The sequence below is a fragment of the Lewinellaceae bacterium genome (assembly GCA_020636135.1).
Classification (GTDB): domain Bacteria; phylum Bacteroidota; class Bacteroidia; order Chitinophagales; family Saprospiraceae; genus JAGQXC01.
The window spans coordinates 1048354-1073163 of record JACJYK010000001.1; the positions used below are offsets into that span (position 1 = coordinate 1048354).

General features: G+C 49.0%; 20 protein-coding genes. 10 read left to right on the forward strand and 10 right to left on the reverse strand.

Annotated elements, in window-relative coordinates; translation table 11 throughout:
• The first annotated feature begins 206 nt into the window (after positions 1-206).
• Positions 207-845, forward strand: coding sequence for a pyridoxamine 5'-phosphate oxidase (pdxH, locus tag H6570_03815; protein ID MCB9318383.1), 639 nt, complete (start codon positions 207-209; stop codon positions 843-845).
• Positions 846-941: 96 nt separating this feature from the next.
• On the opposite strand, the gene H6570_03820 is transcribed toward pdxH, so the two are convergent.
• Positions 942-1460: a hypothetical protein gene (locus H6570_03820; GenBank protein ID MCB9318384.1), complete on the reverse strand. Its 519-nt coding sequence runs from the start codon at positions 1458-1460 to the stop codon at positions 942-944.
• Between the two features lie 121 nt (positions 1461-1581).
• On the opposite strand from H6570_03820, the gene H6570_03825 reads away from it, so the two are divergent.
• The gene (locus tag H6570_03825; protein MCB9318385.1) at positions 1582-2328 is read left to right on the forward strand and encodes a class I SAM-dependent methyltransferase; all 747 of its coding nucleotides are present in this window, start codon (positions 1582-1584) and stop codon (positions 2326-2328) included.
• Here H6570_03825 and H6570_03830 read toward each other — a convergent pair whose 3' ends face one another.
• From H6570_03830 to H6570_03845, 4 genes are read right to left on the reverse strand one after another with little or no spacing between them, the layout of a single operon-like run.
• A complete protein-coding gene (locus H6570_03830) occupies positions 2329-3753 on the reverse strand; it encodes a sugar transferase (GenBank protein ID MCB9318386.1) in 1425 nt (474 codons plus the stop codon).
• Positions 3754-4614: a hypothetical protein gene (locus H6570_03835; protein ID MCB9318387.1), complete on the reverse strand. Its 861-nt coding sequence runs from the start codon at positions 4612-4614 to the stop codon at positions 3754-3756.
• The gene (locus tag H6570_03840; GenBank protein MCB9318388.1) at positions 4601-5578 is read right to left on the reverse strand and encodes a Gfo/Idh/MocA family oxidoreductase; all 978 of its coding nucleotides are present in this window, start codon (positions 5576-5578) and stop codon (positions 4601-4603) included. The genes H6570_03835 and H6570_03840 overlap by 14 nt, the downstream gene beginning before the upstream one ends.
• 10 nt (positions 5579-5588) lie before the next feature.
• Positions 5589-5876, reverse strand: a complete 288-nt coding sequence (locus H6570_03845) for a hypothetical protein (protein MCB9318389.1) — start codon at positions 5874-5876, stop codon at positions 5589-5591.
• Positions 5877-5951: 75 nt separating this feature from the next.
• Here H6570_03845 and H6570_03850 point away from each other — a divergent pair, with 75 nt between their 5' ends.
• Positions 5952-8513, forward strand: coding sequence for a zinc carboxypeptidase (locus tag H6570_03850; protein ID MCB9318390.1), 2562 nt, complete (start codon positions 5952-5954; stop codon positions 8511-8513).
• Between the two features lie 261 nt (positions 8514-8774).
• Complete coding sequence (locus H6570_03855; protein MCB9318391.1) at positions 8775-11978, forward strand: PD40 domain-containing protein; 3204 nt, start codon at positions 8775-8777, stop codon at positions 11976-11978.
• Between the two features lie 68 nt (positions 11979-12046).
• On the opposite strand, the gene alaS is transcribed toward H6570_03855, so the two are convergent.
• Complete coding sequence (gene alaS / locus H6570_03860; GenBank protein ID MCB9318392.1) at positions 12047-14677, reverse strand: alanine--tRNA ligase; 2631 nt, start codon at positions 14675-14677, stop codon at positions 12047-12049.
• A 251-nt stretch (positions 14678-14928) separates the two neighbouring features.
• On the opposite strand from alaS, the gene H6570_03865 reads away from it, so the two are divergent.
• The 4 genes from H6570_03865 to H6570_03880 all read left to right on the forward strand — a co-directional run bounded on the left by H6570_03865 (position 14929) and on the right by H6570_03880 (position 19146).
• Complete coding sequence (locus H6570_03865; protein MCB9318393.1) at positions 14929-15915, forward strand: M23 family metallopeptidase; 987 nt, start codon at positions 14929-14931, stop codon at positions 15913-15915.
• 303 nt (positions 15916-16218) lie between these two features.
• Positions 16219-17253: a DUF3667 domain-containing protein gene (locus H6570_03870; GenBank protein MCB9318394.1), complete on the forward strand. Its 1035-nt coding sequence runs from the start codon at positions 16219-16221 to the stop codon at positions 17251-17253.
• Entirely contained in the window at positions 17253-18695 is a 1443-nt protein-coding gene (gatB, locus tag H6570_03875) for an Asp-tRNA(Asn)/Glu-tRNA(Gln) amidotransferase subunit GatB (GenBank protein MCB9318395.1), read from the forward strand. Before H6570_03870 ends, gatB begins: the two co-directional genes overlap by 1 nt.
• Before the next feature lie 115 nt (positions 18696-18810).
• Positions 18811-19146 (forward strand): MerR family transcriptional regulator, encoded by a 336-nt coding sequence (locus tag H6570_03880; protein MCB9318396.1) that lies wholly within the window; start codon positions 18811-18813, stop codon positions 19144-19146.
• Between the two features lie 90 nt (positions 19147-19236).
• Here the strand turns inward: H6570_03880 and H6570_03885 are convergent, their stop codons facing one another.
• The 4 genes from H6570_03885 to lpxD form a co-directional block, all read right to left on the reverse strand.
• A complete protein-coding gene (locus H6570_03885; GenBank protein MCB9318397.1) occupies positions 19237-19842 on the reverse strand; it encodes an ATP-binding cassette domain-containing protein in 606 nt (201 codons plus the stop codon).
• Entirely contained in the window at positions 19826-20620 is a 795-nt protein-coding gene (lpxA, locus tag H6570_03890) for an acyl-ACP--UDP-N-acetylglucosamine O-acyltransferase (protein MCB9318398.1), read from the reverse strand. The genes H6570_03885 and lpxA overlap by 17 nt, the downstream gene beginning before the upstream one ends.
• Positions 20617-22014 (reverse strand): bifunctional UDP-3-O-[3-hydroxymyristoyl] N-acetylglucosamine deacetylase/3-hydroxyacyl-ACP dehydratase, encoded by a 1398-nt coding sequence (locus H6570_03895; protein ID MCB9318399.1) that lies wholly within the window; start codon positions 22012-22014, stop codon positions 20617-20619. Before H6570_03895 ends, lpxA begins: the two co-directional genes overlap by 4 nt.
• A 157-nt stretch (positions 22015-22171) precedes the next feature.
• Positions 22172-23215, reverse strand: a complete 1044-nt coding sequence (gene lpxD, locus H6570_03900; GenBank protein MCB9318400.1) for a UDP-3-O-(3-hydroxymyristoyl)glucosamine N-acyltransferase — start codon at positions 23213-23215, stop codon at positions 22172-22174.
• Positions 23216-23280: 65 nt separating this feature from the next.
• Here lpxD and H6570_03905 point away from each other — a divergent pair, with 65 nt between their 5' ends.
• Both H6570_03905 and H6570_03910 read left to right on the forward strand, forming a co-directional pair.
• Positions 23281-24054 (forward strand): hypothetical protein, encoded by a 774-nt coding sequence (locus tag H6570_03905; GenBank protein ID MCB9318401.1) that lies wholly within the window; start codon positions 23281-23283, stop codon positions 24052-24054.
• A gap of 74 nt (positions 24055-24128) precedes the next feature.
• Complete coding sequence (locus H6570_03910; protein MCB9318402.1) at positions 24129-24710, forward strand: 3'-5' exonuclease; 582 nt, start codon at positions 24129-24131, stop codon at positions 24708-24710.
• The last annotated feature ends 100 nt before the right edge of the window (positions 24711-24810 follow it).

Genomic DNA, 24810 nt, shown 5'->3' on the forward strand with positions numbered 1-24810 from the left:
GGTATCAGGGGTAAAAGAGGTATCACAGGTGAAACTCTCATAGTTCCATGGCTTCAGCCTGAGCAAATCGTATCAAAGTCAGAAACCCCTATAATCCCATGGCTTTAGCCTGGGGAAAAACCAGGTGGAATGCTGGACCTGCGTATCTTTGTGGAGCAACCGCTAACGTTAACGGTGAATAGTTACCCAAAGGAAAACACAGTATCATGAAGTTATTCGACATGCGCAAGGAGTACAGGGCCCCGGAGATCAGTCTGGAGGATATGAATCCGGATCCCTTCACCCAATTTGAACAATGGTTCTCCGAAGCCAAAGAACTTTATGGTGACCACACCAATGCCATGAGTCTGGCTACCGCATCGGCCGGGGCAGCACCATCGCTGCGGACGGTCCTGCTGAAATCATTTGACCGGGAAGGCTTTGTTTTCTTTACCAACTACGCCAGCCGCAAGGCCCGGGAAATAAGTGATAATCCTCAGGTTGCGCTGATGTTTCCCTGGATCGAAATGCACCGCCAGGTGATCATTACCGGAACAGCCAGCAAGATATCCACAGCGGAGTCTTTGTCCTATTTCATCTCCCGGCCCCGGGGTAGCCAGCTGGGTGCCTGGATCTCACAGCAGAGCAGCGTGATCTCATCGCGTAAGGCACTGATGATACAGTGGGAACACATGAAAGAAAAATTTAAGGATGGTAACATACCCTTGCCGGATTTCTGGGGAGGTTTCCGGGTCGTACCGTCCAATTTTGAATTCTGGCAAGGACAGGAAAACCGCCTGCACGATCGTTTTTATTATTCTCCACAGGATGATGGCGGATGGGTGATCGAGTTGCTTTCGCCGTGATGTTGGCAGAAGCCTTGTGAATGAAGTCGCAACAATTAATTAACCTTGATGGGTCTGATCACCTGCGGACGTAGTCTCTGATAAAAATCCTGGGGATTACTGGAGATGTATGGCGAATGCCGTAGCCATTTTATCGAGAACGGCTTTCGTCTGTTTACTGCCAATTCCTATTTTTTGTTTAAAATCAAAAGTTGATATTACTTCACCGGTAGAGGTTTGGATCAAGGAGGCATTGAAATTTGCCATACGTTCCCTCCAAAGGTTATGGTAAGTATACCGGAGGATACAGTCGGACTGTTTTGCCTGAAACAACTCCTGAACAATAAGTCCTGTCTGGGGTATGGAATAAAATGTATCCAACACTTGAATGGAAACCGGAGAACCGGTGGGCAGAAAGGCTGACACCCGATTATTTGCTATTACTTTCCATCCACTCCGCATCATGGCTTGTTCGATCAGGGTGACCAACCGATCTTCCGTATTGGAATGTACTATTTTAACAGTGGTTACCCGCGCATTCGAAATGCTTTCGGAATCAGATTTCGGACAGGAGATGCAGCCGGCTTCCAGAAAGAATAAGGACAAAATGAAAAGAGAGGTAAATATTTGGTTCATCGTGATACTTTTCGCCAATTTACCGGAGTTGGCCTCAGCTAATTATTTGCATAATGTTAAACCGTCTTAATTTGGTGTTAATCCTGGATGACAATTTAGATCATCCCTTAAACGAAAAGAATTGACACGCAATGATCACTTCTCGCGGCAGGCGGAAGGTTACTCTCTTTATCGTCCTGCTTATCCAAAGACATTGATAAATTTTCTCCTGGAGAATGCAGATGGCCGGGATAGGCTATGGGATGCGGGGACAGGTAATGGACAACTGGCCCGACAGCTTGCTACTGATTTTACCCAGGTTTTTGCCACGGATCATAGCGCCAATCAGCTCAACTTTGCCCGGGGCCCGGAAAATGTTAAGTTCATCCATTGTCCGTCGGAAAAAACGCCATTGCCGGATAACAGCATTGATATGGTGACCATCGCTCAGGCTATCCACTGGTTTGATCGCCCGGCATTCTACCAGGAGGTGCGCCGGGTTGGGAAGTCCGGGTCTAAAATTGCCGCCTTAGGCTACGGATCATTACAGATAGAAGGCCTGGAGGAGATTTTGGCTGCGTTTCATTCCAGAACATTTGGGGAATTTTTATCTGCTGAACGGAGACACGTGGATGAACATTACCGTAACCTCTACTTTCCATTTCCGGAGGTCCCTTGCCCGGAATTCAGGCAATCGTTTGTATGGGACTTGCCAATGCTTGAGGGCTATTTCAATACCTGGTCCAGTGTACAAAAATACATCGATAAATATGCGGTCAATCCAGTGGGTGCGTTGATGCGCGCGATTCAGGATAAACTGGATGGGGAAATGGAAGTTCGCGTGACATTCCCTTATTTCATGCGGCTGGGGACCATCGGAAGCGGATGATTATTTGCCTTTGCCCTGCAGGATGACCAGGATCGTATAAAACATGATCTTGATATCCAGCGCCAGGGACATATTCTCCAGATAAAGGATGTCAAATTTCATGCGTTGTACCATTTGCTCCACGGTAGAGGCATATCCATATTTGACCTGTCCCCAGGATGTGATACCCGGGCGCACCTTGAGCAGATGTTTGAAATGCGGATCCTTCTGCAGGATCTTGTTGATGTAATAGCGGCGTTCCGGGCGGGGGCCTACCAGTGACATATCACCTTTCAACACATTCCAGAATTGCGGTATCTCATCAAGTCGCCATTTACGCATGAGCCGCCCCCACGGGGTGCAACGCTCGTCATCGGAATGGGAAAGCTGTGGCCCATTCGGTTCGGCATCGACAAACATCGAGCGGAACTTGATGATATTGAACGGCTCACCCCCTTGACCCACCCGCTCCTGGGTAAAGAAAATCGGGCCGGGAGAAGACAGCCGCACCCGGATGATGATGTAAATGATCAGGGGGAACAGGATTACCAATGCAATCAGGCTGATCACAATGTCCATCAGCCGTTTAAGCATTTTTTCCCATTTGGGCATCAACACCGGTTGGATCTCAATCAGGATGGCGCCGTAAACGTGATTCATTTTCACCGTTCCCAGCATGATGTCATACATGTCAGGTGTGATCTTCACCAGGACCCGGTCGTCGTAATCAAACAGAATATTCAGAATGCTTTTTAGCCGGTTGTGTTCAGAGGTCTCGATGGCAATCAATACTTCCTCGATCTCCTGATGTTCGATGATGTCGGGCAGCTGTGCTATATGTCCTAATTTGGGTAGATATTGAGCCAGCAGATTTTTCGATTTTCCATTGCTGTCAATGAATCCAATGAACTTATGTCCCAATTTTTTTGGCCTGGAGATAATGTCCTGATACAATTCCAATGCAGTGGTATCCCCGCCAATAATGATGGTATTGTACGCCACCAGACCAGCTTTCAGTTTACGGGAGGCCCGCGTCAGCAGGATCATCCGGGAGGTGACCGTGAGTAGGAAATGCAGGCAAAACAGGGTAAGGAAGGACTGGTAATAGGTTCGGTAGTTCACGATGAAGTCATCCAGGATCAGGGTGAAAAACAAGAAGACCACCCCCATGAAACTCAGGAAGAAAGTGCGGGTGAAGGTAGCCAGGCGCGAGAGACGGTAGATGTCGTTGTATTTGTCAAATATATAGTAGAATAGTATCCAGCCGACGGGGATGATCAATACAGCGTAGAAGTAGTTGATATCGTTCAGGTCGGCAGGTAACTGGATAGAACCGTTCTCCAGATTTTTACGGTAGATAAAGAACAAGGTCCAGGCAAGCGCTGCCATGAGGAAATCGGCAGCGATGTAAATCCGCGTATCTAACAGGCGTCTCTGGCGATTCATCTACAGATGTAGCAATTTAATATTATCCAAATATACAGACCCTTCCGAGAGGGTATCCGGGAGTTCTGCCCGGAATACAACCTGATATTCCGAGAGGTCGGACAATTGTACATCAGGGGTAAAGTTAATATATATTTTGTTCCACTCTGCTTTAGGGAATAGCGCCAGTTTATAATTGATTACCGGATTGATGCCAGGAGCAACACCGCGAAGCCCGATTTGCAGCAAGACATCTCCATGGTAATGCAACTCCATCCAGATTGGACTGCCATCCTTGGGAAGTTGTGTCAGTGCAACCGACGTCGTCACCTCGATCACGGGATGGGCCCTGGTAAGGCTGGTAGTAGCTGCATCCGAGCCTCCGATGCCAATACCGGGTATAATCTTCAGGTGGGTAAAGGTATCCTGATCCAGGTCCAGGTCCAGGGACAAAGACTCGTTAAAAGGTTCCAGCCAGCGGTATTTAACGCGATCCTTGTACCGGAAAACCGGCTGAATGGTCTGACTGTCGGCGGGAATAGCTGCGGGTTCAATGATCCATGGCTCAAGCATAGGATATAACGCAGGATACAGCTGTAGTCCGTTTTCCCGAACGCCTGGAAAGAGTGTTATGGATTTTTCAACATTGGGAGACCCGATCGGAGCGACTGCGGGAATGCGGAAGGCTCCCAAAAATCCCTGATCTCCATACAAATGGTATTCCGTAAGCTCCTGATCGGTAGTGGTTTCGGCAAAGCGAAGATCAAATTTTGGTTGCTCAAGGACAAGATAGGTCACCGGAGGGACTTCTTTGATGCAACCGGATACAAGGATGATTGCCGGCAAAAGAACCCGCAATAAAAGTTGATCAGATGGCTGCATGCGATGCATTGATCTTCTCCATGATCCTGAACGCGATCTCCAACGCCCGCGTGCCATCCTCCAGATCTACCAATACCGGTTTATCATCCCGGATGCTCTGGAGAAATTTTCGGAGCTCATCCACGATCGCATTGTTGGGCTGCACGACCGGACTCTCCAATTTGATGTATTTACGGCCATGACCGGTATCAAGCGGAATGTATTCGGATGCCTGATCCGGACTGACGGTATCGGCCAGCTGAACGATTTGTACCTCTTTTTCGAGGAAGTCGATGGATACATAGCAGTGTGGCTGAAAGAGGCGCAATTTGCGCATATTCTTCAGTGAAATTCTGCTGGCAGTCAGATTGACAGTGGCTCCGTTTTCAAACACAATGCGTGCATTGCAGATGTCCGGTTCTTTGGAGATAACCGCCACACCGTTTGCGTGTATCTCTTTAACCGGAGCATGGATCAGGTGCAGGACCAGGTCCAGATCATGGATCATCAGATCAAGGACTACAGATACGTCCGTACCTCGCGGATTAAATTGGGCCAGGCGGTGACCTTCAATGAACATGGGTTCAAATCCATATGGCTCAATGGCCTGAAAGGCAGGATTAAAGCGCTCTACATGACCGACCTGTACTTTTAGCCCTTTGTTGCGAGCCAGTTGTAATAATTCGCTGGCTTCCAGCATGGTGGCACACACCGGCTTCTCGATGAATACATGTTTTCCGGCAATCAATGCCTCTGAGGCGAGGGCATAATGGGTTCCGGTAGGGGTCACAATATCCAGGATATCACAAGCGGCAACCAATGAAGGGTAATCCGAAAATGCTTGAACACCCAGGTCAGCGGCAACCATCTCACGGGTATCCGGATTCGTGTCGTAAAATCCAACGAGTTCGTATTCAGATATTTGTTGGATGCATCGCAAGTGGATTTTTCCCAGGTGCCCTGCACCGGCTACTCCTATACGCATATAAAACAGGTTAGGACGGACTTATCCATCCGTTGTTGAAAAACCATGCTATCAGCAGGATGGCGACCAGCAAAACGATAAAAGTTTGCATGGATTGCTTCATATATTTCGCAAGTAAGCGGATATCCTCACGGTGTCCGGGAAAGCGTTTTAATAAATCTTCCGTTTCTGACCCGGGCTGAAATAACATTTTAGGAGAAATTTCAATCTTGGACCGGGTAAGTTTTCTTGAAAGTTTTAATACTTTGATCCGGTAATAGACATTGGTCACCAAGAGGGCGGCCACTAATAAAATCATGCTAATAATAAGAATCCAATGCATAAACTTTTGAATCCGTTCTTGCCCGCAAAAGTAACACAAATCGCTAAGTCCATGGTCATAGCCCTGGGGGTTTCTGTGGCTTGTGCCTTGTCCGGACAGCAACCTACGCTGGCATATTATCTTCCGGACATACCTTATGATCCGGCAATTACCACCCCGGCAGCCTTTCTCGGTCATGAAGTAGGAGAGTGGCACGTAAGCCATGACCGCTTGTACCAATACATGTTACAATTAGCCAGAGAATCGGACCGGATAACCGTGCAGGAGTATGCCCGGACTTATGAAGCACGGCCGCTTTTATTGCTGACCATCACTTCGGAAGCAAACCAACGCAACATAAAGGCCATCCAGGCAAAACACATGGCATGGTGCGATCCGAATCAGGATGTGGGCATGGATCCTCAGGATATGCCTACCGTATTGTATCAGGGTTACAGCATCCATGGCAACGAACCCAGCGGCGTCAATGCTGCTTTATTGACGGCTTATTACCTCGCAGCAGGACAAAGCAAAGAGGTAAAAGATATCCTGGATCATGTCGTGATCTTGTTTGATCCATGTTTTAATCCCGATGGAGTACAGCGCTTTTCCGGGTGGGTAAACAGCTATAAAGGACAGGAACTGATCTCCGATCCGGCGTCAGAAGAATTGAATGAACCCTGGCCAGGAGGACGTACCAATCACTACTGGTTTGATCTGAACAGGGACTGGATGTTGCTGCAACACCCCGAATCGCGTGGCCGTGTGGCCAACTTTTATGCCTGGAGGCCCAATATCCTCACGGACCACCATGAGATGGGATCCAACAGTACTTTTTTCTTCATGCCCGGCGATCAGCGACGGGTACATCCGTTGACTCCGAAAATAAATCAGGAACTAACCTTTGCGATTGCAGAATATCACGTCAAAGCTCTGGACAGCATCGGTTCCCTGTACTTCTCCCAGCAGAATTACGACGACTATTATTACGGCAAAGGCTCATCCTATCCAGATATGAACGGATGTGTGGGCATCCTTTTTGAACAAGCCTCGGCTCGCGGACACCTGCGGGAAACCGATAACGGATTGCTTTCTTTTCCCTATGCTATCCGTAACCATGTTAATACCGCCTTGTCCACCTATCGGGCTGCCGTCGGCCTGCGTAATGACTTGCTGACGTATCAACGGCAGTTTTTTATTGACAATGCGAAAGAAGCAAAATCATTCCCGGTCAAAGCCTATGTCTTTCAGGATAAACAGGATCCGGTGAAAGTGGCGCGTCTGGTGGATCAGCTCAAGCAGCAGCAAATTAACATTTACCATTTAAAACAGCCGGTCTCGGCACAGGGGAAAAACTTTAGTGAAGATGCCTACATCATCCCCATGGACCAGACCCAGTACCGGGTGGTAAGAGCTTTGTTTGAAACGATCACCCATTTTGAAGACAGCATCTTTTATGACATATCAACCTGGACCATGCCCCTGGCTTATAATGTGGAATATGCCACGCTGGATGCCCGGAATTTCCGACCGGATTTGTTAGGCAGTCCCGCTGATGGAATGCTTAAGCCGGGGATGATCAAAGGTGGAAAAGCAACTTATGCGTATATGATCCCCTGGGAAGATTATTTTACGCCTGCAATTGCTTATCAGCTGCTGGCAAAAGGGTTGCATGTCAGGGCTAATGATGAACCATTGCAGGGAATGGTAGGTTCAGAAAAGCGGGATTTCGCTGCCGGATGTCTGATTCTCCCGGTCGCCAATCAATCCATGGATGCAGAGTCTATCCACGCTTTGCTGGAATCGCTCTGCCAGAAAATGGGCGTAAATGCCTATGCACTGTCCAGTGGATACACCCACCCGATCAACCTGGGTAGCCCGAATACATCGGCCATCCAGGAGCCCAAGATCGCATTGGTCATCGGAGAGGGGGTCCAGTCCAGCGATGCTGGTGAGATTTGGTTTATGCTGGACCAGCGTTTTCAGATACCGGTTACCTTAATTTCTTCAACCGATTTTTCACGGTTGGACATCCAGCGTTATACGACAGTCATCATTCCGGATGGATCTCCGCGGATCAATCAGGCCGGTGTGGATAAATTGAAATCCTGGGTGCAGGCCGGTGGTATCCTGATTAATATGGAGGGAGCGGCATTGTGGGCTGCTTCCAATAACCTGGCTAAAGTCAGCAGGAAAAGCCTTAAAGATGGGGATGACATCAACCTCCCGTATGGGGAGCTGAGTGATTACCAGCGTACCCGGTACATTGCCGGTGCAATCATGCAGGCAAAAATGGATCTTACCCATCCGTTGGCATTCGGCTATACACGGGAGACTTTGCCCATTTTCCGCAGAGGTAACACCTTGTTCGAAATGCCGGCCAATAAAAATGCCACTCCGATTCAATACACCGATCATGCGCGGTTGAGCGGGTATGTACCTGCAGCATATCTCCCAGCAATGGATGGCAGTGCCGAGGTGGTCGTCAATCAATTAGGCCGAGGGCGGGTCATCAATTTTGCGGATGATCTCAATTTTCGTGCCTTTTGGTATGGTACAACCAAGTTGATGATGAACGGGATCTTTTTTGGTTCCATGATCTCACCCAACGCCTGCGAGCGGTTAGGGGAATGATGCTGTAAGCATGGAAGTTGGCGGTCAATTTTGACTATTTGTGAATAGGTGACTTCTTGCCCTGGCGGGCACGGCGCTTTCTTTCTAAAGCCAGTGGTATTTTCGCTTGATTGGGTTGTTGAGTCACCAATTCAGCCTGCAGTAATGTGAATTAACAACAGTGGTTCCTGATTGAGTTGGTATTCGCAAGGCTCATTAATCCGTTTGATTGACCGGGAAATTGGCTGAAATGGTTATTATTGGGTGTCAAAATAAACCGAGATGATAAGGTATCTAAACCTGGTAATCCTGCTACTGCTCATAAGTACGTTCATTGAAGCCCAACCCATCATTCGCTATCCGGCTATAAGTCCGGACGGCCAGTCCATTGCCTTTTCTTTCCAGGGGGACATCTGGGTGGCTAAATCGGACGGTTCGGACCCGCAGCGGCTCACCATTCATGAAGCCTATGAATACGAACCGCACTGGAGCCCGGATGGCAAGAACATCGTGTTTATCGGTAACCGGTTTGGGAATGATGACCTTTTCATAGTAGACCGTGAAGGAAAAACAGTCAAACGGCTGACCTACCATTCGGCAGCGGACCGCGAACCTTCCTGGGGTTCGGATGGCCAGATCTACTTTACCACCAACCGGGATTTTGCTTCGGTGGAGTGGGAGTATGAGATCCATACTGTTCCAGCCCAGGGTGGCACTCCGGGACGATTGCTGGATGCATTAGGTTACAATCCGGTTCTTTCCCCGGATGGCAAAATGATTGCTTTTGAGCGGGGGTCATGCCGGATTGTTCGGGAAGATTACCATGGACCGGCGAACCGCGACATCTGGATCTATCACATTCCTACCAAAACCTATCACCAGATCACCACATTTGATGGACAGGATATCGAGCCTGCGTGGGGAAAGGATAATCAGTTGTATTGGTTGTCTGCGCAGGACGGACGCTATAACCTGTTTGTCATTCCAGTCAATGCAGACGCAAGTGCCGGCAAACAGCGCCAGGTTACCAATTTTAAAGGTACCGGTATCCGCTATTTCGATGTAGGGATGAGTGATGTGGGCGTGGTAGAAAAGGGCAATGAAATATTACGCCTTGATCTTAAACAAGGGAAATCTACACCGATAAATCTCACATTGACCGGCGATGACCGCTTTGATCCGGTAGTGGACAAGTCCTTCTCCAGTGGAGCCGATGAATATGCCGTGTCACCCAATGGAAAAATGATGGCACTGACCATTCATGGGGATATCTTTATCAAAGCGGTGGACAAAGATATCGACAGAACCACACAGGTCACCCACCATCCTTTCCGTGACCGGAATCCGGTGTGGGTTAGCGATTCGGTCCTGCTATTCATTTCCGATCGTGATGGAAACTATGAAATATATTCGGCTAAGTCTTCAGATCCAAAACAAGCCAATCCTTTCCTGACTCTGAAATTTGATGTCCATCGAATCACCCGCACCCCGGAGGATGAAGGTGAGTTGATTATTTCTCCGGACCACAAAAAGGTTGCGGTCCTTCAGGGCAGAGGTAAATTGATTGTGATGGATGTGGACAGTACCGGGATGTTAAAAAATCAGGTGGTCATGCAGGATGGCTGGGATACGCCTGGTGGTGTAGCCTGGAGTCCGGATAGTCGCTGGCTGGCTTATGCTTTATCGGACCTTGACTTTAATTCTGATGTGTATATTCAGCCGGTTGACAATCACCTCAAGCCTACCAATGTTTCCATGCATCCGCGTGACGATTCCCAACCATTCTGGAGTCCGGATGGGAGCAAACTGGGATTTATGTCCATACGCAACAACGGTGATAATGATGTTTGGTTTGCCTGGCTGAAAAAGGAGGACTGGGAAAAGAGCAAACCCGACTGGGACGGAGACAAAGAGACAGAGTTATTTGCCGAGAAGAAAGATGCCAAAAAGGAAGACAAAAAAGAGCCTGACAGCCTGATCATCGATCTGGACGATATTTATGAGCGTCTGGTTCAGGTGACCCATTTCCCGGGCAATGAAGGAGATCTGTCCATTTCCAGGGATGGGGAGACCTTTTTCTTTACAACCTTTAATGGCGGTCGGGCCGGATCAGAGGGAGACCCGGAGTTAAAGAGTGTCAAATGGGATGGATCGGACCTCAAGACGGTTCTCAGCAATGGGCGTATCTGGGGAACCCAATTAGGTCCCAAAAATGAATACCTGTATTACTTTTCTACGCCTGGATCAATCAACCGGCTTAAGCTGCCGGATGGTAAACCGGAGCGCCTGCCTTTTGTTGCCAAAATGAAAATTGACCAGCCTGCAGAACGGGAACAGGTGTTTGAAGAGGCCTGGAAAACCATTGAAGAGGGCTTTTATGATCCGAAATTCCATGGATACGATTGGGATGCATTGAAGAAGAAATACAAGCCCTGGGCCATGGCGGCTTCGACCAAACAGGACTTCATCTATTTATTCAATGAAATGCTGGGTCAGCTCAATTCAAGCCATATGGGTTTGTTCGGATCCACACCGGAAGAGACCCAGCGGGAGACTACCGGCAAGTTGGGCGCTGAAGTCAAACCGGTGAATTCCGGAGTAGAAGTAACCCATGTTATTGCCAATACGCCGGCGGCAAAGGAAAATGCATTGCAGATTGGTGATGTGATCACCGCAGTCAATGAACAGGCGATCACCAATTCGGGTAATTTTTACCAACTATTGGCAAATACGGCCAATGAACGCACCTTGCTGAGTGTTCGTGGTAAAGATGGGTCTACCCGGGACGTAGTCCTGCGACCTTCGGTATCCATCAATGCTGATCTTTACGATGAGTGGGTGCAGCAACGCAAAGACCTGACTTCCAAATATTCAAATGGCAAACTGGGATACATCCATATCCAGGGTATGAACTGGCCAAGCTTCGAACGATTTGAGCGGGAATTGATGGCCAGCGGAAACGGTAAGGAAGGAGTCGTGATCGATGTGCGGTATAATGGGGGAGGGTGGACCACTGACATGTTGATGGCGGTTCTCAATGTCCGTCAGCACGCCTATACCATTCCACGCGGTGCGGCCGATGACCTTAAGAAAGAAAATACCAAATTCAAAGACCACTATCCGTATGGTGAGCGGCTTCCATTATCGGCCTGGACCAAGCCTTCGATAGCTATGTGCAATGAGTCCAGCTATTCCAATGCAGAGATTTTTTCCCATGCGTATAAGACGTTAGGGATCGGTAAGCTGGTCGGAAAAGCCACCTTTGGTGCGGTCATTTCAACGGGTGGTTATGGGCTGATGGATGGCTCTTTTGTACGGCTTCCCTTCCGGGCCTGGTATGTTAAAGCTACCGGTAAAAATATGGAGCATGGCCCAGCTGTACCGGACATCCAGGTGGAAAATGATCCGGAATACAAGGTTGGTGACGACCAGCAGTTAAAAGCAGCAGTAGATGAACTATTACGTGAAGTAAACAGCAAAAACTGATTTTACTCGACGGTTCTCGATCAACAGGACAACTATCAACCCCGCAGTTTTATGCAGGGTTGCGAACCCTAACCACCTACTACCTTACGGACTACGTCGATGGCGGCACCCAACCCTCCGGTGTCGCTACCGCCTGCCGAGGCGAAAAAGGGTTGTCCTCCGCCACCGCCCTGGATGGCTTTGGCGGCATCACGGACCAGATTGCCTGCGTGCCAGCCTTTTTCGTCAACCAGGGATTGACTGATCTTGATCAACAATTGCGGTTTCCCGTCTACAGCGGCACCGATGGCGACAATGGCGGGCTGCAGGGTAGCCTCCAGCTGGAAGACAAGATCTTTGAGAACTTTGCTGTCCTCGATCTGAACGACCTCGGTCAAAACCCGGAACCCATCTTTACTTTTTGCTTTACCAGCCAGGTCCGCTTTGAGCGACACAGCTTGCTGGCCCAGTAAGGCCTCGATTTTTTGCTTTAAGGCGCGGTTTTCTTCCAGCAATTGTTCAATCTGGGGCGTGGGATCCTGCTGAGCTTTAACCAATTGCCGGATATTCCGTAGTGTGGCTTCTTCGTCGCGGACCATGGTTTCAGCGCCTACCGCGGTTTTAGCCTCGATACGGCGTACCCCGGCAGCGACCGCTGATTCGGACGTAATCTTAAAGAGTCCGATCTTTCCGGTGGTGCCAACATGGCAACCCCCGCACAATTCCCGGGAATAACCCGGATCAAAGGTGATCATCCGCACGGTATCGCCATATTTTTCACCAAAAAGCATCATCGCTCCGGCGGCTTTGGCTTGCTCGATAGGAATCCCCCGGTCTTCACCCCGGTGTATGTCCTCACGGATCCTGGCATTGACAATCTGCTCGATACGGTCCAGTTCATCCTGTTCGACCTTCTTGAAGTGGGAGAAGTCGAAGCGCAGATAGTCTTCATTGACCAGTGATCCTTTTTGGTGCACGTGATCGCCCAATACCTGACGTAAAGCGGCATGCAACAGGTGGGTGGCTGAGTGGTTATTTTCAATGAGATGCCGGCGATTCGCATCAATGACAGCCTTGACCGGCTGTTTCAGTGTGCTGGCATCTGGTAGTTTATTGACCAGATGAATGAAGAGGTCGTTTTCTTTAATGGTGTCGATAACCCGGATGGCTTCCCCGCCAAACCATAAGGTGCCGGTATCGCCAACCTGACCCCCACCTTCCGCATAGAATGGTGTCGTTTCCAGGACCAGTTGATAAACCGGCTTTCCTTTGACCAGCATTTGCCGGTATTTCAGGACATGGGTTGCGTCGACTTCGGATTCATCGTAGCCTACAAAATGGGAGCTGCCATCCCGGAGGATCACCCAATCACCAGTCTCTACACTGGCATCGGCACGTGATCGTTCACGCTGGGCTTCCAGCGCCAGCCGGAAACCATTCTCATCAACAGTAAGCCCTTTTTCGACTGCGATGAGACGGGTCAGGTCGATCGGAAATCCATAGGTATCATACAATTCAAAAACGAAAGCACCATCGAGCACCCCATCCGTAACTTCAGCCTGATCCACTTTTTTTAGTCCCGCTGCCAGTGTGCGCAGGAAAGAGCGCTCCTCTTCAAAGACGACCTGGCGGACAAACTCCTCCTGGGCTTTGAGTTCCGGAAATACATGCTGAAAGCGATCCGCAAGCAACGGTATCATGGTATGCAAGAAAGGCTGATCCTGCCCGAGGAAACTGAAATTGTAGCGTACGGCACGGCGCAGGATGCGCCGGATGACATATCCGGCGCCAGTGTTTGACGGGAGTTGACCATCGGCGATCGTGAAGGCAACTGCCCGGATATGATCGGAGGCCACGCGCATGGCAATGTCTGACTTAGCCTCCTCTGTATAACGGCCGGTATACCTGATACCGGTAGATTGTTCAATGAGTTCGATGAAAGGTGTGAATACGTCGGTGTCGTAGTTGGACTTTTTACCCTGGATTGCCATGCAAAGCCGTTCGAATCCCATACCGGTATCGACATGTTTTGCAGGTAGTTCCTCCAGCGTGCTGTCTGCTTTCCGGTTGTATTGAATGAAGACCAGGTTCCAGATCTCGATAACCTGAGGATGACTTTCATTGACCAGGTTACGACCGGGAAGTTCCGCCCGTTCTGCATCCGAACGGAGGTCGATGTGTATTTCGGAACAGGGTCCACAGGGGCCGGTATCGCCCATTTCCCAGAAATTATCTTTTTTGCTGAAGCGCAGGATGCGCTCTCCGGGGAGGTATTGTTTCCAAAGGTTTTCCGCTTCCAGGTCGGTATCCAGATTTTCCGCTTCATCACCGGCAAATACACTCGCATATAAGCGTTCGGGGTCCAGGCCGTATACACCGGTGAGTAATTCCCAGGCCCAGGCGATGGCTTCCTTCTTAAAATAGTCACCAAAGGACCAGTTGCCCAGCATTTCAAACATCGTGTGGTGATAACTATCCCGGCCTACTTCTTCCAGGTCGTTATGCTTTCCGGATACCCGCAGGCATTTCTGAGTATCGGCAATGCGTGGATATACCGGGGGCTTATTGCCGAGGAATGAATCTTTGAATTGATTCATGCCGGCATTGGTGAACATCAGCGTTGGATCATCTTTATTGACGATGGGAGCCGAGGGAACGATGCGGTGGTCTTTGGATTGAAAGAAATCCAAGAAGGTTTGTCTGATTTCCTGTGCCGTCATGGTACGGTATTTGAATTGAATTGGGCTGTAAAATTAGAAATTCTCGGGTTCTGTTTGCTTTCCGGAAACAGTTTCGGTTTTTCAATTACATAATAATGTAATATGATCTGAATATGGTTGTTAAGACTGGGTGCTAAAGGTTATTTGTTCGTTAAAATTTTGTTTAGCAAGGCTTTCCTGCTAATTTTACGCCTAATCTTCACATGGAACATATCTAAAATTATTATTGGTTCGTATAATGATGTGTATACATGAGCTCAGATAAGTATGTTTATAACCCGCATACGTTGCGATTTGAGAAGGTAAAAGTGTCTCTGAAGCAGCGCCTTATGCAGGTATTTGGTTTTGCCTCAGCAAGTTTGGTTTCTGCATTATTGCTGGTTTATTTAATCCACGAATACTTTCCTTCCCCTAAAGAAAAATTACTGCTGAATGAGATCGAGAATATGAAGGTCCATTACAGCGGATTGACCGATCAGCTGGACATGCTGAGTAAGGTTCTGAATAACATCCAGGAACGCGACGCCAATGTTCACCGCACGTTATTAGGGGTAGACCCGATCGATGAAGCGGTATGGAATGGTGGTGTGGGTGGTCACCAGCAATACGAGGAGTTTCAACAATATGAAAATACGGGCCAGTTGCTGATCAGTACACAGAAAAAAGTAGACAAGCTGGAGCGTCAGCTCTATCTGGAGACCAAGAGTTTGGATACCATTACCAACCTGGTCGCCAAGAATGAAGATCGCCTGAAGTCCATACCGTCTATCAAACCGGTACGGGAAGATAAATTAAATCGCAGCGTCACCCTGTTGTCCGGTTTTGGATTGCGTATTCATCCCATTTATAAGATCCGCAAGATGCATTACGGCATCGACTTTTCCGCGCCGAAAGGTACCGCCATTCAGGCTACCGGTGACGGTAAAGTGGTCGAAGTGGTCAATGGTGGTCGCGGGTTTGGTAAACACGTGGTCATCGCCCATGGATACGGTTTTGAAACCCTGTACGGTCATATGTCGCGCATCGATGTGAAAGTAGGACAACACGTGACCAAAGGCCAGCAGATCGGCCTGGTCGGCAGTACAGGTACATCAACTGCTCCGCATTGCCACTACGAGGTGCATCACGATGGCAAGCAGATCAATCCCATCGACTACGTCATGGATGGGTTGACACCGCAGGAATACCAGGAACTGGTGCGCAAAGCTTCCATCGCCAACCAGGCTTTGGATTACTAATAAGCAGACTGATTAACTGAGAATATAAAAAGGGCTTCTTCGGGAGCCCTTTTTTGTTGGTAATGTTTTGTTAGGCCTAAAGCCCTTAAGCCCCCTTCTTAGTCACGCGACTTTCTGAAGCCCGGCTTCGTGGTCCGGCAGGCTGGTCCTACCTGAGTTTTCCCAGGCTAAAGCCGTGGGTCGATGAGGAGTTCTGCCTTGGATACCTACTGACACTCGTTACACCCGGTCGGCACTGCCTCTTTTACCTCCTCAACTTCTTTTACTTCTTTTACCTTTGTTACCTCTGATACCTCTTTCAATATGCCTCGTAAACAACGTCAGATCAACAAGGAGATCCATCAGTGCCTCAATTGCGGGACATCCTTCAATGCTCCTGACAACTATTGTCCGAATTGCGGCCAACTGCGTACGGATGGTATGGTTTCCGTGTGGGACTTCATCAAAGATGCGTTTGAGGACATCTTCAATTTTAACGGTCGGATCTTCCTGACCCTGAAAAGCCTGATGATCCCCGGCAAGCTGACCAAGGCATTTTTCGATGGAAAGATCAACAGCTATTACAAGCCGGTGAGGATCTTTTTCATCTCTATGATCATCCACTTTTTCTTACTCAGTCTCACGTTAAATGACATCTACGATTCCCAGAATTTCCAGCAGTGGGGGAGGGAGTCCGTCACCCGCGAGCAGTCTATCGAGTTGTTGGACTCGGTCAGAAGCAATTACACATGGTCCACCCAGCAAGAACAAACATTGGACACCCTGGAAAAGCAAATCAGAAAACGCTTTAGTGGCGGTGATTCGACGGATTTTAGTATTTATCAGGAGCCTATAAGAATTGCATTTTATGACATCTATTCCGGGATGAGCCGGGAGGATATGATCAAAGCCTATCAGCTGAAAGGAGTAAATGCCATTTTGGCACCGCAGCTGGCCCGGCTTTTGCGCTCACCGGGAGATGCTTTGCGCTTTGCCATCGGTAATCTGACGTGGATGATCCTGGCCCTGATCTTCGCCCTGGCACTGGTCATGAAGCTGCTTTATATCCGGAGGCGAAAGCTGTATGTCGAGCACCTGGTTTTCCTGTTTCACAACCACGCCTTCGGGTTTCTGATTTTTTCGATCAATTATTTGCTGAATTTCGTCCTAAACACCGACGCATTCATTGGATTCTCTACGATCATTTTTATGATCTATTGCTTCATTGCGATGCGACGTTTTTACCAGCAAAGATTCTTCAAAACCTTTATTAAATCAGGTATCCTGTTGATATCCTATTTCTTATTGTTTTCCATCTTTGTGGTGATAACCATGTTGGTAAGCATACTCCTGTATTGATGAACGATGCTGCTATGAAATACGATCTGGTGGTTGGTCTGGAGATCCATGTCCAGATGAACACGCTTAGTAAAGCATTTTGCGCGGAGCGAAATGCCTTTGGCGCTGCGCCTAATACTCAGGTTGGCGTTGTTTCACTGGCTTACCCGGGAAGCCTACCGGTGCCGAACCATAAGCATATGGAAAAGGCCATCCGCCTGGGCCTGGCGCTGGACAGTACGATCGCACCCGCAGTCTATTTCGACAGGAAAAATTATTTCTACCCCGACTTACCTAAAGGCTATCAGATCACCCAGGATGCCATGCCTATCTGTAAAGGTGGATTTCTTTACCTTGCCAATGCTGGTCGGAAGGTTCGCATCCATCATGTGCATATGGAAGAAGATGCCGGTAAACTGATTCACGATCAGGATCCGGATGATACGCTGATCGATCTCAATCGTGCGGGTGTGCCCTTGCTGGAAATCGTGACCGAGCCGGACCTTTTCAGCCCGGAAGAAGTCTACGAATTCATCACGGAAATCCAGCAATTGGTCCGTTACCTGGACGTCTCCGATGGAAACATGGAAGAAGGTTCGTTGCGGTGCGATTGCAATGTTTCGGTGAAACCTGCCGGATCAACCACTTTGGGTCAGCGTTGCGAGATCAAAAATGTGAATTCACGCCGGTTTGCGCGTCAGGCGGTGGAAGCAGAATTCGAACGTCAGATCAAATTGCTTGGAGAAGGAGGTGTCATTCGTCAGCAGACATTGCACTTTGACAAAGACCGGCGACTTACCATTCCAATGCGTAGTAAAGAAGAAGCGCATGACTACCGCTATTTTCCGGATCCGGATCTTCCCCCTTACCCCGTGACGAAGGAAGCAGTGGATCGTATCCGTCAGGAAATGCCAGCCTTGCCCTGGAAAATCAAGGAAACCCTGCAACAGGAATACCAATTGTCTGAAGAAGATGCTTCGAATATTGCAGGTCATCTTCATGATGCTACGTTCTACCTCCGGATTGCGGATGCTTTACCCATTGAACACCGAAGGATATGGACCGACCTTTTCATCCATAAGATCAAACCGATGGATGCGGGTGAAACCTTTCCTCTTTCTGAAAACCAGTTGATCGGGTTGATCTCCTGGATCGGTGATGAAAAGATCAATCGGACAGTAGCTTTCAGCACCCTATGGGATGCGTGGCTGGAGACGCCGGATCATACCCTGGAGGTTATGGCGCAAGCGCTGAATATTGTTCAAACCGATGATGAGGGTTTTCTCAAGGATCTGATCCGGGATGCCTTCAGACAGTTTCCCGACAAAGCAGCAGCTCTGAAGAATGGCAAAAAAAACCTGATCGGCTTGTTTATGGGTGAGGTGATGCGCACATCCGGAGGAAAAGCCCACCCTCAACGAACACGTCAGTTGATCGAGAACTTGATACAGGAGTTAGAGTAATTTATCGGCCTTCCCTTGCAATTTTATTGGAACATGCATCGTATCTAACAATATCGATGTTTAAATAGCTGATATCAAGGCTATTGCATGTCCTGAATTTGAGTATCTTTATTGTATGATCGATACTTCCAAACTGGAAAAACTGTATTACTCCATCGGAGAAGTGGCGGAAATGCTCGGCGTTTCCAAGTCGCTGATCCGCTATTGGGAATCGGAGTTTCCAACGCTGAAACCCAGTAAGAATTCCAAGGGAGATCGTCGATTCACCAAGAAAAACATCGAGCAGCTTAACCTCATATTCCATCTGGTCAAAGAACGCGGCTTTACCATCGAGGGTGCCAAAAACGAGATCAAAGAAGGCAAGACCAGTTACGAAGCGCGCATCGAGGTCATCGAACGGCTGAAGTCCATGCGCCAGCGCCTTTCCCGGTTCAAAGAGACTTTTGAGTAGTCAGTAGCAAGTAGTCAGTAATCAGTTATACTTCTTTTACCTCTTCCACCTCTTCTACTTTTTCCACATCTTTTGCCTCTTCTCCCCCTGTTACAATTCAATCTTTCTGCCACAAATCCGGTAATCAAATCGTTCGTTGGAAGCGATGATCAGGGTCCGGTCTCCAAGGTAAGTTTCCAGTAATTCCTGATACCACTGTTTGTAATGTTCATCCAGGTTGGAAGTAGGTTCATCCAGGCTAACCAGTTCACTGGATGTCAGAACCGCCAGGGCAATGCGCAGGCGTTGCTGCATACCGGTGGAATAGTGGCGGATGATCTTGTTTCGTTCTCCATAGAGATGGCAGGCTTCTAGGAAGCGACCGGCATCCCAGCCTGGTAATAAATGGCGGTGGCTCATATGGAAACCGATGAGTTCGTTGGCGGAAAATTCCTGAATAAGGTCCAGATATGGTGCGGTAAAATTGAGGTGTTTCGGTACGTCTTCGAGTGGGTTGCCTCCAAGGGTGAAACGGACCTTGCCAGCACTTGGGGTGAGTAGTCCGCTGGCAATTTTAAGAAGTGTTGATTTACCCGCCCCATTGGATCCGGTTATGGCGATGCGCTCACCGGGATGGATGGTGGTCGTTAAGTCCTGGAATACCCAACGATGCCGGAATTGTTTACCGACGTGATCCAGGTCAATTTGCAGTCCCATTGATCTGGCGGAACCCTTTCATGATGCCGCGGTCGGAATTACGGATGAAACGAATGATCTGGTCGCGTTCTTCCGTCGCCTCCAGTTCGGTTTCGATGATATTCAGCGCCTGGGTGGTATTGTACCCTTTGACAAACAGAACGCGGTAAATATCCTGAATGTGGTTGATGATCTCGGATGAAAAACCTCTTCGCCGTAAACCGACCGAGTTGATCCCGGCGTATGACAGGGGCTCTCTTGCCGCCTTGACGAACGGTGGTATATCTTTACGGACCAGCGATCCACCCCCAACCATCACATGTTCTCCGATTTTGACAAACTGATGAACTGCCGTTAATCCTCCCAGGATGGCGTATTCTCCAATCTCAATGTGTCCGGCCAGGTTACAGCTGTTGGCCAGGATGACGTTATTACCCAGTACACAATCGTGAGCGACATGCACATAAGCCATCAGCAGACTGTTGTCACCGATATGCGTTTGAAAGTTGGCTTTGGTACCGCGATTCAATGTTACGTACTCCCGGATGGTGACCCCGTTTCCGACGGTAACTGTCGATTGTTCGCCTTCAAATTTCAGGTCCTGGGGGATGGCGCCAAGTACGGCTCCCGGGAATACTTTGCAGTTGTTTCCCAAGCGGACACCGTCCATGATCGTGACATTTGGACCGATCCAGCTATTGTCACCGATTTCAACATCGGCACCGATGGTCGTAAAGGAGTCAACGGTGACGTTTTGACCGATGCGTGCATCCTTGTGGATATTGTGAAATGCCGTCATGCGTCTCTTTTGATGATTTGTGCAGTGAGTTCGCCTTCTGATACAATTTTGTTGCCCACGTAGGCTGTGCCATACATGTGGCAGATTCCCCGGCGAATCGGGTTGAGTAATTCCATTTTTAAGATCAATGTATCACCAGGCATTACCTTGGATTTAAACCGGGTGTTATCAATTTTGATAAACAGCGTGTCCCAATTCTCGGGGTCAGGTACCGTGGATAATGCCAGTATGCCTCCGGTTTGAGCCAGCGCTTCAATTTGTAAAACACCGGGAAAGATGGGATTGTTGGGAAAATGCCCGGGAAAGAACCACTGATCGTAGGTGATATTCTTGATCCCCACTACGTGCTGAGGACTTAATTCAATGATTTTATCTACTAACAGGAAGGGATGCCGGTGGGGAAGAAAATTATGGATCTGATTGATGTCGTAGACGGGTGTTTCATCGGGGTCGTAATTGGGTTTGCCGCGTAGCTTGCGTTGCTCAACCAGTTTCTTTTTCAGGACCCGGGTAAATGCCACATTAGGGCCATGACCGGGCTTGCGGGCCACAATTTTTCCTTTGATCGGCGTGCCCAGGAGCGATAGGTCACCCAGGACATCCAACAATTTATGCCGGGCAGGTTCATTCTTGAACTGGAGCTCAGTGGTGTTCAGTACGCCCTCTTTTTCAACATGGACCACCGATTTACCCAGTTTCCGGGCCACGCGTTCCAATTCACTGTCGGTCATGATCCGGTCGGCAATAACAATGGCATTGTCGAGGTCGCCGCCCTTGATCAGCCCCTGATCGATCAATCCTTCGATTTCATGGAGGAAAACAAACGTGCGGCAAGATGCGATTTGTTTGCCATAATCCTCGATGTCAGTCAGGGTGGCATATTGCTGACCCAGATAAGGGGAGTTAAAATCGATCAGACAGGTTATCTCCAGCTGGTCGGCCGGTAGGGCCATGTATTCCGCCCCGCTCTGTTCATCGGTATACAGGATCGGCTCCTGGATTTCGAAATAGGCGCGCTCGGCATCCTGAGCCACTTTCCCTGCCTTTTCACATTCGGCATAAAAGGTCCGTGCACTTCCATCCAGGATGGGTACTTCCGGGCCATCAATTTCGATTAAAGCATTGTCGACTTGAAAGCCTGCCAATGCGGAAAGGATGTGTTCGACCGTGGCAATGGAAGCATCTCCCCGACCGATGGTTGTACCCCGCTGAGTGGTCTGGACCATGTTGATGTCCGCGGGGACCACTGGACGATCCGGAAGATCAATGCGTTGGAATTTTACGCCGTGATTGACGGCAGCCGGCATGACTTTCATGGTCACAGAAACACCGGTATGCAGTCCCACTCCCCGGAGTGTGAAAGAATCTTTAAGCGTGCATTGTTTGGCGGTCATAAGCTATGGCTGAATAAATCGTGTGCAAAGATAGGGTTCCTGACGAAATCCGGAGATTATTGGCCTGCGATCTTATCGGGATCCTACTTATCCAGCAAGTAAAATCACCGGCTCCTGGTCACTTTGGAGTCATGGGATATTAACCTGCGATAACCGTCTATTCACTTAATTCCTCGGTGGACTGCAGCTCTTTCTCCAGCGATATCAGTCGCTTGAACAGCTCCGGAAGCTTGCGGAATATGGCATAGGATTTCAGGTAGTCCCGGTAAGGGATGGCTGGTGATCCATACCAGGCCGAACCGGGTTCTTCGATGGAGGCTGCGATGCCGGACTGGGCCTGGATCCTTACCCGGTCGGCTATACGGATGTGACCAATGATTCCTACCTGTCCTCCGATCTGGCAATAGGCACCAATTTTTGCACTTCCGGCTATGCCAGTCTGGGCTGCAATGACCGTATGCGGGCCGATCTCCACATTGTGAGCAATCTGGATCAGATTATCCAGCTTGCATCCCGTACCAATACGGGTGGATCCCATGGTAGCCCGGTCAATCACCGTGTTGGAGCCGATTTCCACCTGATCTTCGAGGACAACGTTGCCGATCTGTTGAATTTTTTGGTAATTACCCTGACCATCCGGTGCAAAACCAAACCCGTCACTTCCGATCACGGCATTGGCATGGAGGATGCAACCCGCACCGATCCGGCAATCGTGATAGATCCGGACACCCGGATAGATGATTGTACCATCGCCGATAACGACATTTCGACCGATAAATACCTGACCGTGGACAACAGTCCGGGCGCCTATATGGGCACCTTCCTGGATGATCGTGCCTGGTCCAATGGAAGCGGAACCATCAACAAAACTTTCCGGATGAAGATGAGCTCCAGGGTCAATACCTTCCGGAGTTGTTTGCTGTTGTTGGTAGACGTCCAGTAACTTCTGTAATGCCGGATAAACCTGATCAACCCGGATCAAGGTCATTGAAAGGGCTTTTTCAGGCAGGAAATCCGTTGACACCAACACGATCGAAGCCTGGGATTCGTACAGGTAGTGTTCGTATTTGGCATTCGCCAAAAAAGTGATACTACCTGGCTTACCTTCTTCAATCTTGCTTGGCTGTGTGACGACCACGTTGGGATCTCCTTCGACCGTACCCTGAAGCAGGGCAGCAATTTCGGAAGCTTTCCATTCCATGGTGCGAAGGTACAGAATTGTACCTATACTTTCGTACTTTCGTGCCCGGGCACATTATACACCTTATGCTGATCGGTTACCATCCCCATTCTGAAAAATTGATCCAAAAACTACCCCTGGATGAGCGGAAGATCATCCTCACACGCGATCCATGGAATCCTGCCTTTTGGGAAGCTCAGGACATCAGCGGTTTGTGCTGGCCTATGCATGCAATTCCGCTTTCCGGTGTTCCGGGATTCAGGATCAGCGCATTAAGTTATCGGGTTCGTCGCAGTGCCATACTATCCATTCCAAAGGTTTCCATTGATCGCAAGCAGGATTTTCACCTGAAAACGGAGTCGATCGTTCAGACCCGCTACCCGCTGTATGCATTTCAGTTATTGGGCCTTCGGCCGGACATTCGTGTTGAGCTACTGGATCTGGAAACAGAAAACGATCCTGAAAAAGCGTTTATCGGTCATCACCAGGTCGTGGAGCATACCCATCATTTGCATCTGCATCCCGGCGAAATGGTTCCGGTGAGTGCACTTGGTTTCTACGGCTGGGCGACCAGGGACCAGGACGAGCAAGCACATCTGCTGGTCCGGAATTTTCATTATCCCGAGAGCATATGGTGTAATAACCTGGAAAGGGGCCTGGCTCGTCGATGGGAAGAGTACCGGGTAGGGGTTCATGTCAGACAGGAGAACAACTTGCTCCAGGTCTGGATGGCTGGAGCCGATCAGGATGATCATTTGATCCGGGTCAGTGCGTCATTTATTTCCCAGGCCGGTGTAGAAGATCACATGAATCTGTTATTCAGCAAGCAGATCGAATTCATCCGGGACCATCAGCCCTGATTAATAGGTTGCCATAACCCCTTCAAAATCTCAAATCTCAAATCCGAAATCTCAAATCTTAAATCTCAAATCACATGTATCTCTTCTTTGATGCTTCCGCATTATCCATGCCGGCCCATTGGAAAGCTGCTGTTGAAGACACTTATCACTGGCCACGCCTGGTTCATCTAGCCTGGGAACTGGTGGATGAAGAATCCAATATCGTAGAGACGGCGAGCAAGATCATCAAACCATCCGGTTTTGAGATCCCTTACAGTTCCACCGAATGGCACGGTATCGATCACGATGTGGCGATGGAGCAGGGTGAGGATATTGCCGATGTCTTAAAAGCCTTTGCAGCAGTGGTCCGTAAAGCGGAATATGTGATTGCTTTCAATATGCAGTTCAATGAAATGATCGTAGGTGCTGAGTATTTCCGTGCCAGTATTCCGAATCCACTGGTCTCTGCAGAAAAGATCTGCCTGATGCGGGAATCGACCTACTTCTGTAAGATCCCGGCTCCTGGTGGTCGGTATAAATGGCCCAGTCTCAGTCAGTTATTCCAGAAATGCTTCGGGCACAAGTTTGAGGGTGCCAATGAGGCCGATAAAGATGTCCGTGCCGCCAGCATGTGTTTCTTCAAACTGCTGCAGCTGGACGAGCTGGATGTCTTTTGAGGGGTAGTTAATGGGTTCATGAGAGTTTAAGTTACCATGGATGGATTAGGTCATGATTTCAAGTTATTTTATCTCCACTGTCATTTCGACTGAGGCCGAA

Excerpts from the sequence above, each read along its gene's own strand:
- H6570_03840 (MCB9318388.1), bottom strand. The coding sequence starts at position 5,578 with ATGCGTATAGGAGTAGCCGGTGCAGGGCACCTGGGAAAAATCCACTTG.
- H6570_03845 (MCB9318389.1), bottom strand. The coding sequence starts at position 5,876 with ATGATTTTATTAGTGGCCGCCCTCTTGGTGACCAATGTCTATTACCGG.
- H6570_03880 (MCB9318396.1), top strand. The coding sequence starts at position 18,811 with ATGATCGATACTTCCAAACTGGAAAAACTGTATTACTCCATCGGAGAA.
- alaS (MCB9318392.1), bottom strand. The coding sequence starts at position 14,677 with ATGACGGCACAGGAAATCAGACAAACCTTCTTGGATTTCTTTCAATCC.
- gatB (MCB9318395.1), top strand. The coding sequence starts at position 17,253 with ATGAACGATGCTGCTATGAAATACGATCTGGTGGTTGGTCTGGAGATC.
- H6570_03905 (MCB9318401.1), top strand. The coding sequence starts at position 23,281 with ATGCTGATCGGTTACCATCCCCATTCTGAAAAATTGATCCAAAAACTA.
- H6570_03830 (MCB9318386.1), bottom strand. The coding sequence starts at position 3,753 with ATGAATCGCCAGAGACGCCTGTTAGATACGCGGATTTACATCGCTGCC.
- H6570_03895 (MCB9318399.1), bottom strand. The coding sequence starts at position 22,014 with ATGACCGCCAAACAATGCACGCTTAAAGATTCTTTCACACTCCGGGGA.
- H6570_03910 (MCB9318402.1), top strand. The coding sequence starts at position 24,129 with ATGTATCTCTTCTTTGATGCTTCCGCATTATCCATGCCGGCCCATTGG.
- H6570_03850 (MCB9318390.1), top strand. The coding sequence starts at position 5,952 with ATGGTCATAGCCCTGGGGGTTTCTGTGGCTTGTGCCTTGTCCGGACAG.
- H6570_03855 (MCB9318391.1), top strand. The coding sequence starts at position 8,775 with ATGATAAGGTATCTAAACCTGGTAATCCTGCTACTGCTCATAAGTACG.
- H6570_03870 (MCB9318394.1), top strand. The coding sequence starts at position 16,219 with ATGCCTCGTAAACAACGTCAGATCAACAAGGAGATCCATCAGTGCCTC.
- H6570_03865 (MCB9318393.1), top strand. The coding sequence starts at position 14,929 with ATGAGCTCAGATAAGTATGTTTATAACCCGCATACGTTGCGATTTGAG.
- lpxD (MCB9318400.1), bottom strand. The coding sequence starts at position 23,215 with ATGGAATGGAAAGCTTCCGAAATTGCTGCCCTGCTTCAGGGTACGGTC.
- H6570_03885 (MCB9318397.1), bottom strand. The coding sequence starts at position 19,842 with ATGGGACTGCAAATTGACCTGGATCACGTCGGTAAACAATTCCGGCAT.
- H6570_03820 (MCB9318384.1), bottom strand. The coding sequence starts at position 1,460 with ATGAACCAAATATTTACCTCTCTTTTCATTTTGTCCTTATTCTTTCTG.
- pdxH (MCB9318383.1), top strand. The coding sequence starts at position 207 with ATGAAGTTATTCGACATGCGCAAGGAGTACAGGGCCCCGGAGATCAGT.
- H6570_03835 (MCB9318387.1), bottom strand. The coding sequence starts at position 4,614 with ATGCAGCCATCTGATCAACTTTTATTGCGGGTTCTTTTGCCGGCAATC.
- lpxA (MCB9318398.1), bottom strand. The coding sequence starts at position 20,620 with ATGACGGCATTTCACAATATCCACAAGGATGCACGCATCGGTCAAAAC.